Genomic DNA, 18,498 nt, shown 5'->3' with positions numbered 1-18,498 from the left:
AACATGCAAACCATCACCCTCCCGCCGCCGAAGCGCAGCTGGTTCTCGCTCATAAGCTGGGCCATCCTGCTGGCGGTACTCGTTATCTCCTGGAAGGGCGCGGAGATGGATCCGCTGCTGCTCTTCAAAGATTCCGGCAACATGGCGACCTTCGCCGCCGACTTCTTCCCGCCGGATTTCAGCCAGTGGCAGGACTACCTCAGCGAAATGGCGATCACCCTGCAAATCGCCGTCTGGGGCACCGCCCTCGCCGTCGTTCTCTCCATTCCGTTCGGCCTGATGAGCGCCGAGAACATCGTACCGTGGTGGGTTTACCAGCCGATGCGTCGCCTGATGGACGCCTGTCGCGCCATCAACGAAATGGTCTTTGCGATGCTGTTCGTGGTCGCCGTTGGCCTGGGTCCGTTCGCCGGCGTGATGGCACTGTTCATCCACACCACCGGCGTGCTCTCCAAGCTGCTCTCGGAAGCGGTCGAAGCCATCGAGCCCGGCCCGGTGGAAGGTATTCGCGCAACCGGCGCCAACAAAATCGAAGAGATCCTCTACGGCGTCCTGCCGCAGGTGATGCCGCTGCTGATCTCCTACTCGCTGTACCGCTTCGAGTCCAACGTTCGCTCCGCCACCGTAGTCGGTATGGTGGGCGCAGGCGGGATTGGCGTCACCCTGTGGGAAGCGATTCGCGGTTTCCAGTTCCAGCAAACCTGCGCCCTGATGGTGCTCATCATCGTCACCGTCAGCCTGCTGGATTTCCTCTCTCAACGCTTGCGTAAGCACTTCATCTGATTAGCGAGGCTTTGATTGGTATGCACTTATCCAGACATCCGACCAGTTACCCTACCCGCTGGCAAGAGATTGCGGCCAGGCTCGAAGTGGAGCTGCGCACGCATTACCGCTGCGGTGACTACCTGCCCGCCGAGCAGCAGCTTGCCGACCGCTACGAAGTGAACCGCCATACCCTGCGCCGCGCCATTGACCAGTTGGTGGAGCGCGGCTGGGTCCAGCGCCGTCAGGGCGTCGGCGTGCTGGTGCTGATGCGCCCGTTTGACTACCCACTCAACGCCCAGGCGCGTTTTAGCCAGAACCTGCTGGATCAGGGTAGCCATCCGACCAGCGAAAAGCTGCTCTCGGTACTGCGCCCGGCCTCCCGCCACGTGGCGGACGCGCTCGGGATTCAGGAGGGTGACAACGTCGTACACCTGCGTACGTTGCGCCGGGTCAACGGCGTGGCGGTCTGCCAGATTGACCACTACTTCGCGGACCTGGCCCTCTGGCCCGTGCTGCAACATTTCGCCAGCGGTTCCCTGCATGATTTCCTTCAGGACGCGACGGGTATCGCGCTCAAACGCACCCAGACGCGCATCAGCGCCCGCCGCGCGCAGGCGAAAGAGAGCAAGGTGCTGGAGATCCCCAATATGGCCCCGCTGCTCTGCGTGCGCACCCTCAACCACCGTGACGGCGAGATTAACGCGACGGAATACTCCGTCAGCCTGACCCGCGCCGACATGATTGAATTCACCATGGAGCACTGAATGCACTTCGACACCTCCACCCGACAGCGCTGGATGCGCGTGCTGGCCCATAGCCAGCCTGCTGCGCTGGCCGCCCGCATGAACGCACTCGGCCTGACGCCGGACTACGACACGATCCGCGCGCCGGAGATCGGCCTGGTGCAGATCCAGGCACGCATGGGCGGCACCGGCGAGCGCTTCTTCGCCGGCGATGCCACCCTCACCCGCGCGGCTATCCGCCTTAACAGCGGCACGCTGGGTTATAGCTACGTACTTGGGCGAGACAAAACGCACGCCGAGCGCTGCGCGGTGATCGACGCGCTTTTACAGGAACACCCGCATTTCCAGACGTTAATGGAAACCCTTATTGCCCCGCTGGAAGCCGACCGCGCCGCACGCCTTGCCGCGCGTCAGGCCGAAGTGAACACCAGCCGGGTCGACTTCTTTACGCTCGTTCGCGGAGACAACGCATGACGCTTCAACCTGCTTTTACCCTGGCCGTCCAGGATGCCCAACAGAGTTTCCGTCGCCTGCTGAAGGCCATGAGCGAGCCGGGGGTGATTGTCTCCTTGCACCAGCTCTCGCAGGGCTGGCTGCCGCTGAACCTCGCCTCCACCAGCGTGCTGCTGACGCTGGCGGACAACGACAACCCGGTATGGCTGTCAGGCGCATTGCTGAACGATATCGCCAGCCAGAACCTGCGCTTTCACACCAGCGCGCCGCTGGTCGATCAGCCCCAGCAGGCGGTCTTTGCCGTCGCCGACGAACAGATCAGCCATGAACAGCTTAACGCCCTGAGCGAAGGCAGCGCCGTCGCACCGGAAACCAGCGCCACGCTGATTTTGCAGGTCTCCAGCCTGAGCGGTGGCCGCATGCTTCGCCTGACGGGCGCAGGCATCGCCGACGAGCGGATGGTCGCGCCTCAGCTACCGGAGTGCATCATCCATGAGCTGACCGAGCGCCCGCACCCGTTCCCGCTCGGCATTGACCTGATCCTGACCTGCGGCGAGCGCCTGCTGGCAATCCCGCGGACTACCCACGTGGAGGTGTGCTGATGTACGTAGCCGTCAAAGGAGGCGAAAAGGCGATCGCAGCCGCCCATGCGCTGCAGGCGCGCAGACGACGGGGCAATGAAAAGCTTCCCGAGCTGAGCGTCGCCCAGATTGAGCAACAGCTTAACCTCGCGGTTGACCGCGTGATGACCGAGGGCGGCGTTGCTGACCGCGAGCTTGCAGCGCTGGCGCTGAAGCAGGCCAGCGGCGATAACGTGGAAGCCATCTTCCTGCTGCGTGCCTGGCGCACCACCGTTCCCCGTCTGGCAGTCAGCGAGCCGGTGAACACGGCGGAAATGCGCCTGGAGCGCCGAATCTCTGCCGTTTATAAAGACATTCCCGGCGGCCAGCTGCTTGGCCCGACTTACGACTACACCCATCGTCTGCTGGACTTCACGCTGCTGGCGAACGGCGAAGCCCCAACGCTCAGCACTTCAGACGTCGAACAGGAACCGTCTCCGCACGTCTTCAGCCTGCTGGCAAACCAGGGGCTGGCGAAAGCGGAAGAAGACACTGGCGCCACGCCGGACGACGTCACCCGCACGCCGCCGGTCTACCCGTGCTCACGCTCGTCCCGCCTGCAACAGCTGATGCGCGGCGACGAAGGGTATCTGCTGGCGCTGGCCTACTCCACACAGCGCGGCTACGGGCGCAACCACCCGTTCGCGGCAGAGATCCGCAGCGGCTATCTCGACGTCGAAATCGTGCCGGAAGAGCTGGGTTTTGCGGTGAACGTCGGCGAACTGCTGATGACCGAGTGCGAAATGGTCAACGGTTTCGTCGCGCCAGAGAATGAAGACCCGCATTTTACCCGCGGCTACGGGCTGGTGTTTGGCCTCGGCGAGCGCAAGGCGATGGCGATGGCGCTGGTTGACCGCGCCCTGCAGGCGCCGGACTACGGCGAGCACATTGCCGGCCCGGCGCAGGACGAAGAGTTCGTGCTGGCCCACGCGGACAACGTCGAGGCCGCAGGCTTTGTCTCGCACCTCAAGCTGCCGCACTACGTCGATTTCCAGGCCGAACTGGAACTGCTGAAACGCCTGCAACGGGAGCGCGCCAATGGCTAACTTAAGCGGCTACAACTTTGCCTATCTGGATGAGCAAACTAAACGCATGATCCGCCGCGCCATTTTAAAAGCGGTGGCTATTCCGGGCTATCAGGTGCCGTTTGGTGGCCGTGAAATGCCGATGCCGTACGGCTGGGGCACGGGCGGCATTCAGATCACCGCCAGCGTGATTGGCGAAGCGGACGTGCTGAAGGTTATCGACCAGGGCGCGGACGATACCACCAACGCCGTGTCGATCCGCAACTTCTTTAAGCGCGTGACGGGCGTCAACACCACCGAAAAAACCGAAGACGCGACGCTGATCCAGACCCGCCACCGCATTCCGGAGACTCCGCTGACGGAAGATCAGATTCTGATTTTCCAGGTGCCGATCCCGGAGCCGCTGCGCTTTATCGAGCCGCGCGAAACCGAGACCCGCACCATGCACGCGCTGGAAGAGTACGGGATCATGCAGGTCAAACTGTATGAAGACATCGCCCGCTTCGGCCATATCGCCACCACCTACGCCTACCCGGTGAAGGTCAACGGGCGCTACGTCATGGACCCGTCGCCGATCCCAAAATTCGATAACCCGAAGATGGACATGATGCCTGCCCTGCAACTCTTTGGTGCCGGACGTGAAAAACGCATCTACGCGGTACCGCCGTATACGCGTGTCGAAAGCCTGGATTTCGACGATCACCCGTTTACGGTGCAGGAGTGGGACGAGCCGTGCGCCATCTGCGGATCCAAACACAGCTATCTCGATGAAGTGGTGCTGGACGATACGGGCAAACGGATGTTTGTCTGCTCCGACACCGATTACTGCCGCCAACAGAGCGAGGCGAACGGCCAATGAAACCGCTGCTTTCGGTTAATAACCTGACCCACCTTTATGCGCCGGGAAAAGGCTTCAGCGACGTGTCGTTCGAGCTGTGGCCGGGCGAAGTGCTGGGCATTGTCGGCGAGTCCGGCTCCGGCAAAACCACCCTGCTGAAGTCCATCTCCGCGCGCCTGACGCCGCAACACGGCGAGATCCTGTATCAGGGACGCTCCCTCTACGACATAAGCGAGGCCGAGCGCCGTCGCCTGCTGCGCACCGAGTGGGGCGTGGTGCATCAGCACCCGATGGACGGCCTGCGCCGTCAGGTGTCGGCGGGAGGCAATATCGGCGAACGGCTGATGGCCACCGGCGCGCGCCACTACGGCAACATCCGCGCCACCGCACAGCACTGGCTGGAGGAGGTGGAGATCCCCGCCTCGCGCATTGACGACCTGCCAACCACCTTTTCCGGCGGTATGCAGCAGCGTTTGCAAATTGCCCGCAATCTGGTCACCCATCCAAAGCTGGTGTTTATGGATGAACCCACCGGCGGGCTGGACGTCTCCGTGCAGGCCCGCCTGCTCGACCTGCTGCGCGGCCTGGTGGTGGAGCTGAACCTGGCGGTGGTGATTGTCACCCACGATCTGGGCGTTGCGCGCCTGCTGGCGGACCGCCTGCTGGTGATGAAGCAGGGTCAGGTGGTGGAAAGTGGGCTGACCGACCGCGTGCTCGACGACCCGCATCATCCATACACCCAGCTGCTGGTGTCCTCGGTATTACAGAATTGAGAGGCCAACATGATCCACGTTGAAAATGTCAGTAAGACCTTTGTGCTCCACCAGCAAAATGGCGTACGCCTGCCGGTGCTGCAAAACGCCTCGTTAGAGGTGAGTCAGGGTGAATGCGTGGTGCTGCACGGCCACTCCGGCAGCGGTAAATCGACCCTGCTGCGCTCCCTGTACGCCAACTATTTACCGGACGAAGGCCACATCCACATCCGCCATAACGAAGAGTGGGTCGATCTGGTTCAGGCCCCGGCGCGCAAGGTGCTGGAAGTGCGCCGCTCAACGATCGGCTGGGTCAGCCAGTTCCTGCGGGTGATCCCGCGGATCTCCGCCCTGGACGTGGTGATGCAGCCCCTGCTGGATCTCGGCGTGCCGCGCGAAACCTGCGCCGCCAGGGCCGCCAGCCTGCTGACGCGCCTCAACGTGCCGGAGCGCCTGTGGCACCTCGCCCCGTCGACCTTTTCCGGCGGCGAGCAGCAGCGCGTGAATATCGCGCGCGGGTTTATCGTCGACTATCCGATTTTACTGCTGGATGAACCCACCGCCTCGCTCGACGCTAAAAACAGCGCAGCGGTGATAGCGCTGATCGAACAGGCCAAAGCGCGCGGGGCGGCGATCGTCGGGATCTTCCACGACGACGCCGTCCGCAATCGCGTGGCGGACAGGCTGCACCCGATGGGGACAAACGCATGATTATCAATAATGTCAGGCTGGTGCTGGAAAATGAGGTCGTGAAGGGTTCGGTTGAAATCCAGGACGGCGTCATCCGCGCCTTTGCCGAAACCCAAAGCCGTTCTCCTGAAGCGATGGACGGCGACGGCGGCTGGCTGCTGCCGGGGCTGATTGAGCTGCATACCGATAATCTGGATAAATTCTTCACCCCGCGCCCGAAGGTGGACTGGCCCGCCCATTCGGCGATGAGCAGCCACGACGCGCTGATGGTCGCCAGCGGCATCACCACGGTGCTGGACGCGGTGGCGATCGGCGACGTGCGCGACGGCGGCGATCGTCTGGAAAATCTGGAGAAGATGATCAACGCCGTGGAGGAGACGCAAAAGCGCGGCCTCAACCGCGCCGAGCACCGCCTGCACCTGCGCTGCGAGCTGCCGCACCACACCACCCTGCCGCTGTTTGAAAAGCTGGTCGGACGCGAGCCGGTGTCGCTGGTCTCCCTGATGGATCACTCCCCGGGGCAGCGCCAGTTCGCCAACATTGAAAAGTACCGTGAATACTATCAGGGCAAATACTCGCTCAACGACGCGGAGATGGCGCGCTACGAAGAAGAGCAGCTGGAGCTTGCGGCACAATGGTCGCAGCCGAACCGTCTCTCCATTGCCGCGATGTGTCGGGACCGGAATATCGCGCTGGCCAGCCATGACGACGCCACGCACGATCACGTGCGCGAATCCCATCAACTAGGCAGCGTGATCGCCGAATTTCCCACCACGTTCGAAGCGGCTGAAGCCTCCCGCAAACACGGCATGAACGTGCTGATGGGCGCGCCGAACATCGTGCGCGGCGGATCGCACTCCGGCAACGTGGCGGCAAGCAAACTCGCTTCCCTCGGCCTGCTGGATATCCTCTCGTCTGACTACTACCCCGCCAGCCTGCTGGACGCGGCCTTCCGCGTTGCAGACGACGAGGACAACCGCTTTACGCTGCCGCAGGCGATTCGACTGGTGACGAAAAACCCGGCCAGCGCGCTCAACCTTCACGACCGCGGTGAGATTGCCGAAGGCAAACGGGCAGACCTGGTGCTGGCGCACCGCAAGGGCGAGCACGTTCATATCGACCACGTCTGGCGTCAGGGAAAAAGGGTGTTCTGATGGGAAGACTCATCTGGTTAATGGGCCCGTCCGGCTCGGGAAAAGACAGCCTGCTGTCGGCGTTACGGCAGCGGGAACATTCACAGCTGCTGGTGGCGCACCGCTACATTACCCGCGCGGCGAACGCTGGCAGTGAAAACCATATCGCCCTGAGCGAGCAGGAGTTTTTTACCCGCGCCGGGCAAAATCTGCTGGCGCTGAGCTGGCACGCGAACGGCTTTTATTACGGCGTCGGCATCGAGATCGACCTCTGGCTGCACGCGGGCTTCGACGTGCTGGTTAACGGCTCGCGCGCGCATCTGCCGCAGGCAAAAGCCCGGTACGAAGCGGCGCTGCTGCCGGTCTGTTTGCAGGTTTCTCCGGATATTCTGCGCAACCGCCTGCAAAGCCGGGGGCGCGAAAATGCGCGTGAGATCGACCAGCGGCTGGAACGTGCGGCGCGCTACACCCCGTCGGGCTGTCACGTCCTCAATAATGACGGAAGTTTGCTACAGTCAGTCGAGACCTTTTTATCGCTTATTCGCCAGAAGGAGAGACAGCATGCCTGACTGCCAGCTTCGCCCCGCCACCGCCGACGATGCACAAATTGTTTACGCCCTGATCTGTGAACTGAAGCAGGCAGAGTTCGATCACCAGACGTTTCACACCGGATTTCTGGCCAACCTTCAGGATCACAACATGCGCTACCAGCTTGCCGAGCTGGACGGACAGGTCGTCGGCATGATCGGTCTGCACATGCAGTTTCACCTGCACCATGCCCGCTGGATCGGCGAGATCCAGGAGCTGGTGGTGATGCCGCAGGCGCGCGGGTTAAAGATTGGCAGCCAGTTACTGGCATGGGCAGAAGACGTTGCGAGGCAGGCCGGTGCCGAGCTAACGGAGCTCTCCACCAGCGTGAAGCGCACGGACGCCCACCGCTTTTACGTTCGTGAGGGATATACGCAGAGCCATTTTCGCTTCACCAAACCGCTGTAGAGGTGCGTTATGAGTCTGACCATCACGTTAACGGGAACCGGAAGCGCACAGCTGGTCCCGGTCTTTGGCTGCGACTGCGCGGCGTGTCGCAGGGCGCGCCTGCAGGACAACTATCGCCGTCGCCCCTGTAGCGCGGTGGTCAAATTCAACGATGCTGTCACCCTGCTGGATGCGGGCATTCCGCACCTGATGGACGATTGGCCGGCGGGGAGCTTCCAGCAGTTTTTGCTCACGCACTATCATATGGATCACGTCCAGGGGCTGTTCCCCCTGCGCTGGGGCGTGGGCGCAACCATCCCGGTCTTCGGCCCGCCGGATGAAGCGGGCTGTGACGACCTGTTTAAACACCCCGGTATTCTGGATTTCAGCCACACGGTCAAGCCGTTCGTGATGTTTGAGCTGCAGGGGCTGCGGGTCACGCCGCTGCCGCTCAACCATTCAAAACTGACCTTCGGGTATCTGCTGGAATCGGCCCATAGCCGCGTGGCGTGGCTTTCTGATACCGCCGGGCTGCCGGATAAAACGGTGACGTTTCTGCTCAACAATCAGCCACAGGCGATAATCATCGACTGCAGCCATGAACCGCGTCCGGAGACACCGCGCAACCACAGTGATTTAAATACGGTGATTGCCCTGAACGAGGTGATTGGCTGTCCGCAGGTGATCCTGACGCACATTAGCCATCAGTTTGACGCATGGATGATGGATAACCCGCTGCCGGACGGCATTGAAGCGGGATATGACGGGATGGTACTTGTGCTGGATTAGGTTTTCTCCCTCTCCCGTGGGAGAGGGTTGGGGTGAGGGCAACAGGCCGCACTTAGCCGCGATCGTAATCGTCTTCCAACCTGCGCTCGTCCTCTTCTAACCGACGCCTGTCGTCGTCCAGCTGGCGCTGACGCTCGTCTAAGCGGCGGCGTCTGTCTTCGAGCTGCCGACGACGATCGTCGTACTGTCGGCTGTCGATTTGACGGCTGCGGTCGTAACGATCGTCGTCATCGTCATTACGGCTGCTGCTGGGGTTGTAGGCATCGTTGATCGCCTGCTGAATGTTGCCAATGGCGTCATCAATCACATCGGCATGCGCCAGTTGGCTGGTTAAAGTCAGCAGACCAAATAACAGGACGGTAGAGTAACGTTTCATAAGGCCAGACTCGCAGGGGAACTGGCCTTACGGTAATGAATGGCTGGGAACCGGGGTAGCGGAGGAATCTCAAATTACCATCACCTTCCGCAGCGCCTGCGCCAGCTGCTGGCGGGTAAACGGCTTACGCAGTAACGGAACGTCCGGCAGCTGCGGGTTATGCGCCGGGCGCAAATCCTGCCCGCTGATCAGCAGCACCGGAAGCTGCGGATAATGGCTGCGCACATGGTTAATCACCTCGGCCCCGCTCAGGCTTCCGGGCAACATCAGATCGCTGATAAACATACCAATATCCGGCGACGCCGCCAGCATGCTCAGGGCCTGCTCGCCGCTGTCCGCTTCGAGCGTCAGGTAGCCAAGCTGATGCAGCTGTTCGCACAGGGTCTGGCGAACGTCCGCCTCATCTTCCAGCACCAGTACAAGCCGCTCGTGATCCACGGACGTTGTGGCAGCCAGCGCTTCATCCTCCGAAACGGCGGGCAGCGTCGAGCGCGGGAGGTGGAGCCGCACGGTCGTTCCTTGTCCCGGCGCGCTTTCGATCTCTACCCGCCCCCCGGACTGACGCACAAAACCGTACACCATCGACAGGCCCAGCCCGCTTCCGCTTCCGGTCTGCTTGGTGGTGAAGAACGGTTCAAAAACCCGGGATTTCACCTCCTGCGACATCCCGCTGCCGCGATCGATGACCTCCAGCGCTACCATATCCTGCCTGCGTCCGTCGCTGCGGGTCACGCGCTGGTTCCAGGTGCGAATTTTGATCGCCCCGCTCTGGCCTTCCATCGCATCCCGGGCGTTCATCACCAGGTTGATAATGGCGTTCTCCAACTGGCTGACGTCAATCCACGCGGGCCATGCCGGGGTTTGCGCTTCAATCTCCAGGGTAAGCGTGGCGGGCAGCGAGTGGCGCATCAGTTCCCGAAGGTTTTCCAGCAGGGGCAGCATCTCTACTGCATGCGGCGTCAGGGACTGTTTGCGGGAAAACGCCAGCAGCCGCTGGGTCAGCAGCGCGCCGCGTTCGGCAGCCTTCAGCGCACGGGTAATGCGCGGCGCGTCGTTTGATTCGGGGTCTGTCAGCTCAAGGCTGCCGATAATTACCGCCAGCAGGTTGTTAAAATCATGCGCCAGCCCGCCGGTCAGCTGTCCGACGGCCTTCATCTTCTGGCTGTGCAGCAGCGCCTCTTCCAGCCCCTGACGCTCGATGCGGTCAATCTCCATCTGCGTGGTTTTCTCTTTCAGCAAACGCGTGGTGTGCTCAAGCGAGGCGGTGTTGCGGGCAAAAACGTTAAACGCGCGCGCCAGCTCGCCCAGCTCGTCGCGCCGCTGCAGCGCAGGAACAGAAACATCCTGTTCACCGTGGGCAAGTCGCGACATCGCCCGGGAGATGGCCGTCAGGTTGGAGCCCAGATTGCGGTAGATATACCAGCAGGCGCAGCCGGTGATGATCAGCGCCAGCACGGCGAAGATGCTGATAAACACGCTGATGGATTGCAACTCGTGATGGCTCTGGGCCGTGCGAAACCGGGAAGCCTGCGCCACCTGCTCAACGTACTGATTAATATCGCTATTAAGGATCGCCACCAGCGCCTTAATGTGGAACATATACCAGCTGATGGACAGATCGCTCTCCTCCAGCTGCTTCGACAGCGGGGCAAGCTTGCGCAGCTCGGCGTTAAAATCGGGCAGAACGCCCTCCACGACCGGCTGTATGGCGCTTCGGGGCAGCGTGGCGGTCACGGCGTCCAGCTGCTGAACGGTAGCACGCGGCGAAGGTGTATCAATCGCGGCCGCGATCAGCCGATCCATCTCCATCAGCTGCCGCGCGTCCGGCACGTTGCTGCCGAAGCGGCGGTTGATGTCCTGAAGATGGCGTAAATAGCTCTGGCTTTGATAGAGCGAGCTCAGCAGCGCGTTACGCTCAAGATGCCGCTTTTGCCCACGCTCCAGCATCCCCGTTACGCTTTGCTGTAATTCATTGCTTCTGCGAATAATCCGCGCCACCAGCGCCGGCTCCTGCTGCGCCAGCGGGGCATCCGCCAGCTGTTCCAGCGAGCGGCGCAGCGCCGTTTGCATCTGCTTCAGCCGCTCGGCCTCGCCTTTGTACTCCAGCGCCCCCACTACCTGCGAAAGCCGCACCGCCGCCGTTGCCACGTTGGCCGTGTCGCGCGCGAGGTTCATGCTCCCGGTCATGTCGTCCAGCGTTTGCTGTTGGACCTGCTCCTGGATCTGGCTGGCATGACGAAAGCCGAGCACCGCCACGCCGCTCACCATCAGCGTGACGGCGACCACCAGCAGGTTAAATATCAGCAGGCGACCGCGGGCGCTGGAGAAGAACGGGGGGCGTGAAGACATGTTGACTCCGTAACTGTGATCCACATTCGCTATTCATAACTATGACAAATATGAACAGCTTCTGACATTTTGCATTTACGCACCTGTGATGAAGTGCAGATATCGACATTCACAGGAGATCCGCCATGAGCAGAACCCCGGTTTTAGAGATGCGCCACATTGCCAAAACCTTTGGCAATTTCCACGCGCTCAAGGGCGTGGATTTGACGGTCTTCCCCGGTGAGATCCACGCGCTGATGGGGGAAAACGGCGCGGGAAAAAGCACGCTGATGAAGATCCTCGCGGGGGCCTATACCGCCACCGGCGGCGAGATCCTGATCGACGGCCAGCCGTTTCACATCAAAGGGCCGAAGGACGCGCTGGCCGCAGGCATTACCCTGATTTACCAGGAGATGCAGCTCGCCCCCAATCTGACCGTCGCTGAAAATATCTTCCTCGGCAGCGAGCTGTCGCGCGGCGGGCTGGTGCAGCGCAAGGAGATGGCCGCCCAGGCGCAGGCGGTGATTGACCGTCTCGGCGCGCAGTTCAGCGCTACCGACCTGGTGATGAAGCTGACCATCGCCGAGCAGCAGCAGGTGGAAATCGCCCGCGCGCTGCACCGCAACAGCCGCATCCTGGTGATGGACGAACCCACCGCCGCCCTCTCCTCCCGCGAAACCCATCGCCTGTTTGAACTGATTTTGCGCCTGCGCGATGAAGGCATGGCGATTATCTATATCAGCCACCGCATGGCGGAAGTTTATGAACTCTCTGACCGCGTGAGCGTTCTGCGCGACGGGCAGTACGTCGGCAGCCTGACGCGCGACAAGCTGAACGCGTCTGAACTGGTGAAGATGATGGTGGGCCGCCCGCTCAGCGATCTGTTCAACAAAGAGCGCGATATCCCTCTCGGCAGCCCGCGTCTCAACGTGCACCACCTCACCGACGGTAAAAAAGTGCAGCCGTGCAGCCTGCAGGTGCGCTCCGGTGAAATCGTCGGGCTGGCGGGGCTGGTCGGGGCCGGACGCTCCGAGCTGGCGCAGTTGATTTTCGGCGTGCGCAAGGCCACCGGCGGGATGATTGAGGTGGACGGCGAGCCGGTGGTGATCCACTCCCCGCGCGCGGCCATTGAAAACGGGATTGGTTTTCTCACCGAGAACCGCAAGGAGCAGGGGCTGTTTCTGGAGCTGGCGGCGCAGGAGAACATCACCATGGCGACGCTGGAGCGCGACGCCACCTTCGGCATGCTTAACCGCAAAAAAGCCCAGTCCATTTCCGATGATGCTATCGCCCTGCTTAACATCCGCGTGCCCCATTCTCAGGTGCGCGCGGGCGGGCTCTCCGGCGGCAACCAGCAAAAGCTGCTGATCTCGCGCTGGGTGGCGATTGGCCCGCGCATTCTGATTCTCGACGAACCCACGCGCGGGGTAGACGTCGGTGCCAAAAGCGAGATCTACCGCATCATGAACCAGATGGCGCGCAAGGGGGTGGCGATTCTGATGATCTCCAGCGAGCTGCCGGAAGTGGTAGGCATGAGCGACCGGGTGTACGTAATGCGGGAAGGCAGCATTGCGGGTGAACTGCACGGGCGCGACATCTCTCAGGAAAATATTATGACGCTGGCAACCGGCGTGAACGACACACATCATCAGGCGGTGCAATCATGACAACTCCAACCCATCCGCAGCAGGTGGCGAAATCCGCCTCCGCCAAAAAAATGCTGATGAGCGATCTGATGCAAACGGTCGGCATTTTGCCGATTTTAATCCTGCTTGTGGCGGTGTTTGGCTTTATCGCCCCGAACTTCTTTACCGAAAGTAACCTGCTCAACATTACCCGTCAGGCGTCGATCAACATCGTGCTGGCGGCGGGGATGACCTTCATCATTCTGACCGGCGGGATTGACCTCTCCGTGGGCTCGATTCTCGGCACCACGGCGGTGGCGGCGATGGTGGTCTCGCTTATTCCTGAATTCGCGATGCTCTCCATTCCGGCGGCGCTGATGCTCGGCATGGTGCTGGGGCTGTTCAACGGCGCGCTGGTGGCCTTCGCCGGGCTGCCGCCGTTTATCGTCACGCTCGGCACCTATACGGCGCTGCGAGGCGCGGCGTATCTGCTGGCGGACGGCACCACGGTGATTAACTCCAGCATCAGCTTCGAGTGGATCGGCAATAACTATCTCGGCCCGATTCCGTGGCTCGTCGTCATTGCCCTGGCGGTCATCGCTATCTGCTGGTTCATCCTGCGCCGCACCACGCTCGGCGTTCATATCTACGCGGTCGGCGGCAACATGCAGGCGGCGCGCTTAACCGGCATCAAGGTCTGGCTGGTGCTGCTGTTTGTCTACGGCATGAGCGGCCTGCTCTCCGGCCTCGGCGGGGTGATGAGCGCCTCGCGCCTCTACAGCGCCAACGGCAACCTCGGCACGGGTTACGAGTTGGATGCGATTGCGGCGGTGATCCTCGGCGGCACCAGCTTCGTCGGCGGGATCGGCACGATCACCGGCACGCTGGTGGGGGCGCTGATCATCGCCACCCTCAACAACGGCATGACGCTGATGGGCGTCTCCTACTTCTGGCAGCTGGTGATCAAAGGGGCGGTGATCATCATAGCGGTGCTAATCGACAAATACCGTACCCGACATCATCAAAGTGCATAACAACAATACCCTACAAGCGAGGAAGACAAGATGCGTTTGAAACCCTTAGTGACCGCGCTCTGTGCTGGCGCCCTGCTGGCCGCAACGCCGTTTGCGCAGGCAAAAGATCTGAAGTCCATCGGCGTGACGGTGGGCGACCTGGCTAACCCGTTCTTCGTGCAGATCACCAAAGGTGCCGAGCTGGAAGCACGCAAGCTGGCTGGCGATAACGTCAAGGTGACGCTGGTTTCCAGCGGTTACGATCTGGGCCAGCAGGTGTCGCAGATCGATAACTTCATCGCCGCGAAGGTGGACATGATCATCCTCAACGCTGCGGATTCCAAAGGGATCGGCCCGGCGGTGAAGCGAGCCAAAGAAGCGGGGATCGTGGTCGTGGCGGTGGACGTGGCGGCGGAAGGGGCCGATGCGACCATCACCTCCGATAATACCCAGGCGGGGGAAATGGCCTGTAAGTACATTACCGACCGCCTGAAAGGCAAAGGCAACGTGGTGATCATCAACGGACCGCCGGTCTCCGCGGTGCAGAACCGCGTGGAAGGCTGCCAGACGGAATTCAAAAAACATCCGGAGATCAAGGTGCTCTCGGACAACCAGAATGCCAAAGGCAGTCGTGAAGGCGGGCTGGAAGTGATGACCTCTCTGCTGGCGGCCAATCCGAAGATCGACGGCGTGTTCGCGATTAACGATCCGACCGCGATCGGCGCCGATCTGGCGGCGAAACAGGCCCAGCGCAACGAGTTCTTTATCGTCGGCGTGGACGGTTCCCCGGACGGTGAAGAGGCGCTGAAGCGCGAAAACTCCCTGTTTGTGGCGACCCCGGCGCAGGATCCGCAGGTGATGGCGGCGAAGGCGGTGGAGATCGGCTATGACATTCTGCAGGGCAAACCTGCGCCGAAAGAGCCTGTGCTGATCCCAGTGACGATGATCGATAAAAAGAACGTCGGCACGTATAAGGGGTGGACGGTTAAATGATCCTTTTCCCTCTCCCGGTGGGAGAGGGAACTGTTTTCAAGGAGTCCCCATGAAACGCTCCGACATCAATGAAATCCTCGGCCACACGCGGCAGTTCTTTTCCATGCACGACGTGCATCTCCCGCCGTTTGCCAGCTTTCCACCCACAAAATGGCAGCAGCTTGATCGGGCCGCGTGGCAGGAAGTGTTCGACCTTAAGCTCGGCTGGGACGTGACCGCTTTCGGCAGCAACAGCTTTGCCGCACAGGGTCTGACGCTGTTTACCCTGCGCAACGGCTCCCCCAACGGCGTGCCGTATGAGAAATGCTACGCCGAAAAAATCATGCACGTGCGCGACGGCCAGGTGACGCCGATGCATTTTCACTGGCGCAAGCGGGAAGACATCATTAACCGGGGCGGCGGGAACCTGATCATTGAGTTATGTAATGCCGGGATGCATGAGGAGACCGAAAACACCGACGTGACCGTCACGATTGACGGCTGTCGGCAAACCCATGCTCCCGGCAGCCAGCTGCGCCTCACACCAGGGGAAAGCATCTGTCTCACGCCCGGTCTGTATCACAGCTTCTGGGGCGAACGCGGCTTTGGCGACGTGCTGGTGGGCGAAGTGTCGTCGGTGAATGACGACGAGCACGACAACCACTTTTTGCAGCCCGTTGCCCGCTATAACAACATCGAAGAAGACGAACCGGCGGTGCTGGTGCTGTGCAACGAGTACAACCTGTTTCGGAGATAAGGAGTGAATGATGCCACTGATTTCTCTTGCCGACGGTCTTGAGCACGCCAGGAAACATCGCTACGCGCTGGGCGCGTTCAACGTGCTCGACTCCCATTTTCTGCGCGCGCTGTTTGCCGCCGCAAAGCAGGAACGCTCGCCGTTTATCATCAACATCGCCGAAGTGCACTTTAAGTATGTTTCCCTGGATTCGCTGGTCGAAGCGGTTAAGTTCGAAGCCGCCCGCCACGATATTCCCGTAGTGCTGAATCTCGACCACGGCCTGCATTTCGAGGCCGTCGTGCGCGCCCTGCGCCTGGGGTTTAGCTCGGTGATGTTCGACGGCTCGACGCTGAGCTACGAGGAGAACATTCGCCAGACCCGGGAAGTGGTGAAGATATGCCACGCGGTGGGCGTCTCGGTGGAGGCGGAGCTGGGCGCGGTCGGCGGGGATGAAGGCGGCGCGCTGTACGGACATGCGGATGAAGCGTTCTTTACCGACCCGCAGCTGGCGCGGGAGTTTGTCGATAAGACCGGCATCGACGCGCTGGCGGTCGCCATCGGCAACGCGCACGGCAAATACAAAGGCGAGCCGAAGCTCGATTTCCCGCGCCTGGACGCCATTCGTCAGCAGACGGGGCTGCCGCTAGTGCTGCACGGCGGCTCCGGGATTAGCGATGCCGACTTCCGCCGCGCCATCGAGCTGGGCATTCATAAAATCAACTTCTACACCGGCATGTCGCAGGCCGCGCTCGCCGCCGTTGAGCAGCGTATGGCGAACCGCCAGCCGCTGTACGATGAGTTTGCCGAACTGCTGCTGGGGATAGAAGAGGCGATAACCGATACGGTCGCCGAGCAGATGCGCATCTTCGGCAGCGCGGGGCAGGCATAATGGAACGCAAAGGCATCATCGCCGCAGGCAACATGCTGGTGGATCACGTTCACCAGATCGTGCAGTGGCCGGAGCGCGGCTGGCTGGCGGAAATCACCCACAGCGAACGCTCCACCGGCGGCGCGCCGCTCAACGTGCTGCTGACGCTGGCGAAAATGCACGTTGGCCTGCCGCTGCAGGCGGTGGGGCTGATCGGGGAAGACGGCGACGGGGACTACATTCTGGCGATGCTCGACCAGTACCACGTCAACCGCCAGCGCGTGCAGCGCACCACCTTCGCCCCAACCTCCATGTCGCAGGTGATGACCGATCCCAGCGGGCAGCGCACCTTTTTCCACTCGCCGGGCGCCAACCGTCTGCTGGATCTTCCCGCCTTCGATCGTCTCGATGGATCGATGAAGATCTTCCATCTCGGCTACCTGCTGCTGCTCGACAGCCTGGATATGCCGGATGACGAGTTTGGCACCCGCAGCGCGCGGCTGCTGGCGCAGATGCGCGAGCAGGGGTATGAAACCTCCCTTGACCTGGTGTCCCGCAAGGGCGACCCGCGCTATCAGCCACTGGTACTCCCTGCCCTGCGCCATCTGGATTATCTGGTGATTAACGAGCTCGAGGCTGGTGAGTTTAGCGGGCTGGAGATGCGCAACGCCGACGATGCGCTGAACATCGCCCATATCGCCGATGCCGCGGCGCAGCTGCTGGCGGCAGGCGTTCGTCAGCGGGTGGTAATCCACTGCCCGGAAGGGGCATGGGGTGAAACACCGGGAGAAGCAGGCCGATGGGTTCCGTCGTGGAAGCTGGAGCAGAACGAGATTATCGGCAGCGTCGGCGCGGGCGATGCCTTTTGCGCGGGCTTTTTTTACGGCTGCCATGAATCGCTGCCGCTGACAGAAAGTATTTATCTGGCGCACGCCTGCGCGCGGGCAAGCCTGCTGGCGGCCAATGCGATTGACGGCGCAAAAACGCTGGCCGAACTGCAGCTGTTTATTAAAGAGAATACTTAGGCCGCTTTCTCGCTATGAGACACATCGGCGGCAAAAACGTAGCCCAGACCGCGCATGGTTTTGATGAGCTTAGGCTGATGCGGGTTGACCTCGATTTTTCGCCGCAGGCGCATGATCAACACGTCAATCGTGCGGTCGAATACCTCGGTACTTTCGCTGTGGGTGAGCTCAAGCAGCTGCTCGCGGCTCAGTACCCGGCGGGCATTTTGCGTGAGCGCCAGCAGCAGGCCATATTCACCCTGAGTCAGTGGCACGGCGTTACGCTGCGGATCAATCAGTTCACAGCGGGCGGTGTCCAGCGTCCAGTCGTTGAAGGTTATCCCCGCCGCACGTGGCATCGGCGCTTCGGCTGCCAGCGCTCCGGTACGACGCAGCACGGCCTTAACGCGAGCCACCACCACGCGTGGATTAAACGGTTTGCCAATATAATCGTCAGCCCCCATCTCCAGCCCCACCACCACATCTGATTCACTGCCCAGCCCGGTTAACATGATCACCGGTAGCGCCGGGCGCTGCTTTTGCAGCTGCAGCAAAACCTGCAGGCCGTTGATGTCCGGCAGCATCATATCCAGCAGAACAAGGGCGATAGCCGGCTCCTGCTGGACCTGTCGCAGCGCATCCTGGCCGTTGTGGCAGACAAGCACGCTAAAGACATGCTCGCTCAGCACATCCTGCAGCAGTTCACACACTGCCATATCGTCATCAACCACCAGAATCGCCGGTTTCATCATATGCTTCCGTCAGGGGATTATGTTAAGTCTGAACCATT

21 protein-coding genes are annotated in these 18,498 nt (G+C 61.4%); 18 read left to right on the top strand and 3 right to left on the bottom strand.

All coding sequences use genetic code 11. The annotated features are described in order from the left end of the window. Window positions 1-3 precede the first annotated feature (3 nt). Genes phnE through phnP form a run of 12 tightly spaced genes read left to right on the top strand, consistent with a single transcriptional unit; the run spans window position 4 to window position 8,783 of the window. On the top strand, window positions 4-783 hold the full coding sequence (gene phnE, locus IM284_RS13425; protein ID WP_028015213.1) for a phosphonate ABC transporter, permease protein PhnE: 780 nt from the start codon (window positions 4-6) through the stop codon (window positions 781-783). Window positions 784-803: 20 nt separating this feature from the next. Then, entirely contained in the window at window positions 804-1,529 is a 726-nt protein-coding gene (gene phnF, locus IM284_RS13420; RefSeq protein ID WP_047366878.1) for a phosphonate metabolism transcriptional regulator PhnF, read from the top strand. Then, window positions 1,530-1,982, top strand: coding sequence for a phosphonate C-P lyase system protein PhnG (gene phnG / locus IM284_RS13415; RefSeq protein WP_028015211.1), 453 nt, complete (start codon window positions 1,530-1,532; stop codon window positions 1,980-1,982). It abuts the gene before it with no gap. Next, window positions 1,979-2,563, top strand: coding sequence for a phosphonate C-P lyase system protein PhnH (phnH, locus tag IM284_RS13410; protein WP_193055826.1), 585 nt, complete (start codon window positions 1,979-1,981; stop codon window positions 2,561-2,563). Before phnG ends, phnH begins: the two co-directional genes overlap by 4 nt. After that, window positions 2,563-3,627 (top strand): carbon-phosphorus lyase complex subunit PhnI, encoded by a 1,065-nt coding sequence (locus IM284_RS13405; protein WP_047366877.1) that lies wholly within the window; start codon window positions 2,563-2,565, stop codon window positions 3,625-3,627. The genes phnH and IM284_RS13405 overlap by 1 nt, the downstream gene beginning before the upstream one ends. Then, the gene (gene phnJ, locus IM284_RS13400) at window positions 3,620-4,465 is read left to right on the top strand and encodes an alpha-D-ribose 1-methylphosphonate 5-phosphate C-P-lyase PhnJ (RefSeq protein ID WP_041911512.1); all 846 of its coding nucleotides are present in this window, start codon (window positions 3,620-3,622) and stop codon (window positions 4,463-4,465) included. The genes IM284_RS13405 and phnJ overlap by 8 nt, the downstream gene beginning before the upstream one ends. Then, on the top strand, window positions 4,462-5,217 hold the full coding sequence (gene phnK / locus IM284_RS13395; protein WP_045261067.1) for a phosphonate C-P lyase system protein PhnK: 756 nt from the start codon (window positions 4,462-4,464) through the stop codon (window positions 5,215-5,217). The genes phnJ and phnK overlap by 4 nt, the downstream gene beginning before the upstream one ends. A 9-nt stretch (window positions 5,218-5,226) precedes the next feature. Beyond that, window positions 5,227-5,907 carry a phosphonate C-P lyase system protein PhnL gene (gene phnL / locus IM284_RS13390; protein WP_047366876.1) on the top strand — a complete coding sequence of 227 codons (681 nt, stop codon included), beginning with the start codon at window positions 5,227-5,229 and terminating at the stop codon, window positions 5,905-5,907. Further along, a complete protein-coding gene (gene phnM, locus IM284_RS13385; protein WP_047366875.1) occupies window positions 5,904-7,040 on the top strand; it encodes an alpha-D-ribose 1-methylphosphonate 5-triphosphate diphosphatase in 1,137 nt (378 codons plus the stop codon). The genes phnL and phnM overlap by 4 nt, the downstream gene beginning before the upstream one ends. Beyond that, entirely contained in the window at window positions 7,037-7,588 is a 552-nt protein-coding gene (gene phnN / locus IM284_RS13380; RefSeq protein WP_120247327.1) for a ribose 1,5-bisphosphokinase, read from the top strand. The genes phnM and phnN overlap by 4 nt, the downstream gene beginning before the upstream one ends. Next, window positions 7,581-8,015, top strand: coding sequence for an aminoalkylphosphonate N-acetyltransferase (gene phnO / locus IM284_RS13375; RefSeq protein ID WP_193055825.1), 435 nt, complete (start codon window positions 7,581-7,583; stop codon window positions 8,013-8,015). The genes phnN and phnO overlap by 8 nt, the downstream gene beginning before the upstream one ends. Before the next feature lie 9 nt (window positions 8,016-8,024). Further along, window positions 8,025-8,783 (top strand): phosphonate metabolism protein PhnP, encoded by a 759-nt coding sequence (phnP, locus tag IM284_RS13370; protein ID WP_047366872.1) that lies wholly within the window; start codon window positions 8,025-8,027, stop codon window positions 8,781-8,783. Between the two features lie 52 nt (window positions 8,784-8,835). On the opposite strand, the gene yjdP is transcribed toward phnP, so the two are convergent. Both yjdP and IM284_RS13360 read right to left on the bottom strand, forming a co-directional pair. Continuing rightward, on the bottom strand, window positions 8,836-9,159 hold the full coding sequence (yjdP, locus tag IM284_RS13365; protein WP_028015201.1) for a DDRRRQL repeat protein YjdP: 324 nt from the start codon (window positions 9,157-9,159) through the stop codon (window positions 8,836-8,838). A gap of 69 nt (window positions 9,160-9,228) precedes the next feature. After that, window positions 9,229-11,508, bottom strand: a complete 2,280-nt coding sequence (locus IM284_RS13360; protein ID WP_047366871.1) for an ATP-binding protein — start codon at window positions 11,506-11,508, stop codon at window positions 9,229-9,231. Window positions 11,509-11,633: 125 nt separating this feature from the next. Between IM284_RS13360 and IM284_RS13355 the strand changes: the two genes are divergently transcribed. From IM284_RS13355 to IM284_RS13330, 6 genes are read left to right on the top strand one after another with little or no spacing between them, the layout of a single operon-like run. Then, window positions 11,634-13,154, top strand: coding sequence for a sugar ABC transporter ATP-binding protein (locus IM284_RS13355; RefSeq protein ID WP_028015199.1), 1,521 nt, complete (start codon window positions 11,634-11,636; stop codon window positions 13,152-13,154). Continuing rightward, window positions 13,151-14,146, top strand: coding sequence for a ribose ABC transporter permease (locus IM284_RS13350; protein ID WP_047366870.1), 996 nt, complete (start codon window positions 13,151-13,153; stop codon window positions 14,144-14,146). The genes IM284_RS13355 and IM284_RS13350 overlap by 4 nt, the downstream gene beginning before the upstream one ends. A 30-nt stretch (window positions 14,147-14,176) precedes the next feature. Continuing rightward, window positions 14,177-15,118 (top strand): ABC transporter substrate-binding protein, encoded by a 942-nt coding sequence (locus IM284_RS13345; RefSeq protein ID WP_047366869.1) that lies wholly within the window; start codon window positions 14,177-14,179, stop codon window positions 15,116-15,118. A gap of 49 nt (window positions 15,119-15,167) precedes the next feature. Next, the gene (locus tag IM284_RS13340; RefSeq protein ID WP_047366868.1) at window positions 15,168-15,854 is read left to right on the top strand and encodes a D-lyxose/D-mannose family sugar isomerase; all 687 of its coding nucleotides are present in this window, start codon (window positions 15,168-15,170) and stop codon (window positions 15,852-15,854) included. Between the two features lie 10 nt (window positions 15,855-15,864). Further along, window positions 15,865-16,725: a ketose 1,6-bisphosphate aldolase gene (locus tag IM284_RS13335; protein WP_047366867.1), complete on the top strand. Its 861-nt coding sequence runs from the start codon at window positions 15,865-15,867 to the stop codon at window positions 16,723-16,725. After that, window positions 16,725-17,729 (top strand): carbohydrate kinase family protein, encoded by a 1,005-nt coding sequence (locus IM284_RS13330; RefSeq protein WP_047366866.1) that lies wholly within the window; start codon window positions 16,725-16,727, stop codon window positions 17,727-17,729. The genes IM284_RS13335 and IM284_RS13330 overlap by 1 nt, the downstream gene beginning before the upstream one ends. Here the strand turns inward: IM284_RS13330 and IM284_RS13325 are convergent. Next, complete coding sequence (locus IM284_RS13325) at window positions 17,726-18,457, bottom strand: response regulator (protein ID WP_048960190.1); 732 nt, start codon at window positions 18,455-18,457, stop codon at window positions 17,726-17,728. The two genes, IM284_RS13330 and IM284_RS13325, sit on opposite strands and share 4 nt — an antisense overlap. Between the last annotated feature and the right edge of the window lie 41 nt (window positions 18,458-18,498).

Source organism: Enterobacter cloacae complex sp. P12RS (assembly GCF_014895875.1).
Classification (GTDB): domain Bacteria; phylum Pseudomonadota; class Gammaproteobacteria; order Enterobacterales; family Enterobacteriaceae; genus Enterobacter; species Enterobacter bugandensis.
Note: the sequence above shows the minus strand (reverse complement) of the source record. Positions and strands in the feature narration are given on the sequence as shown.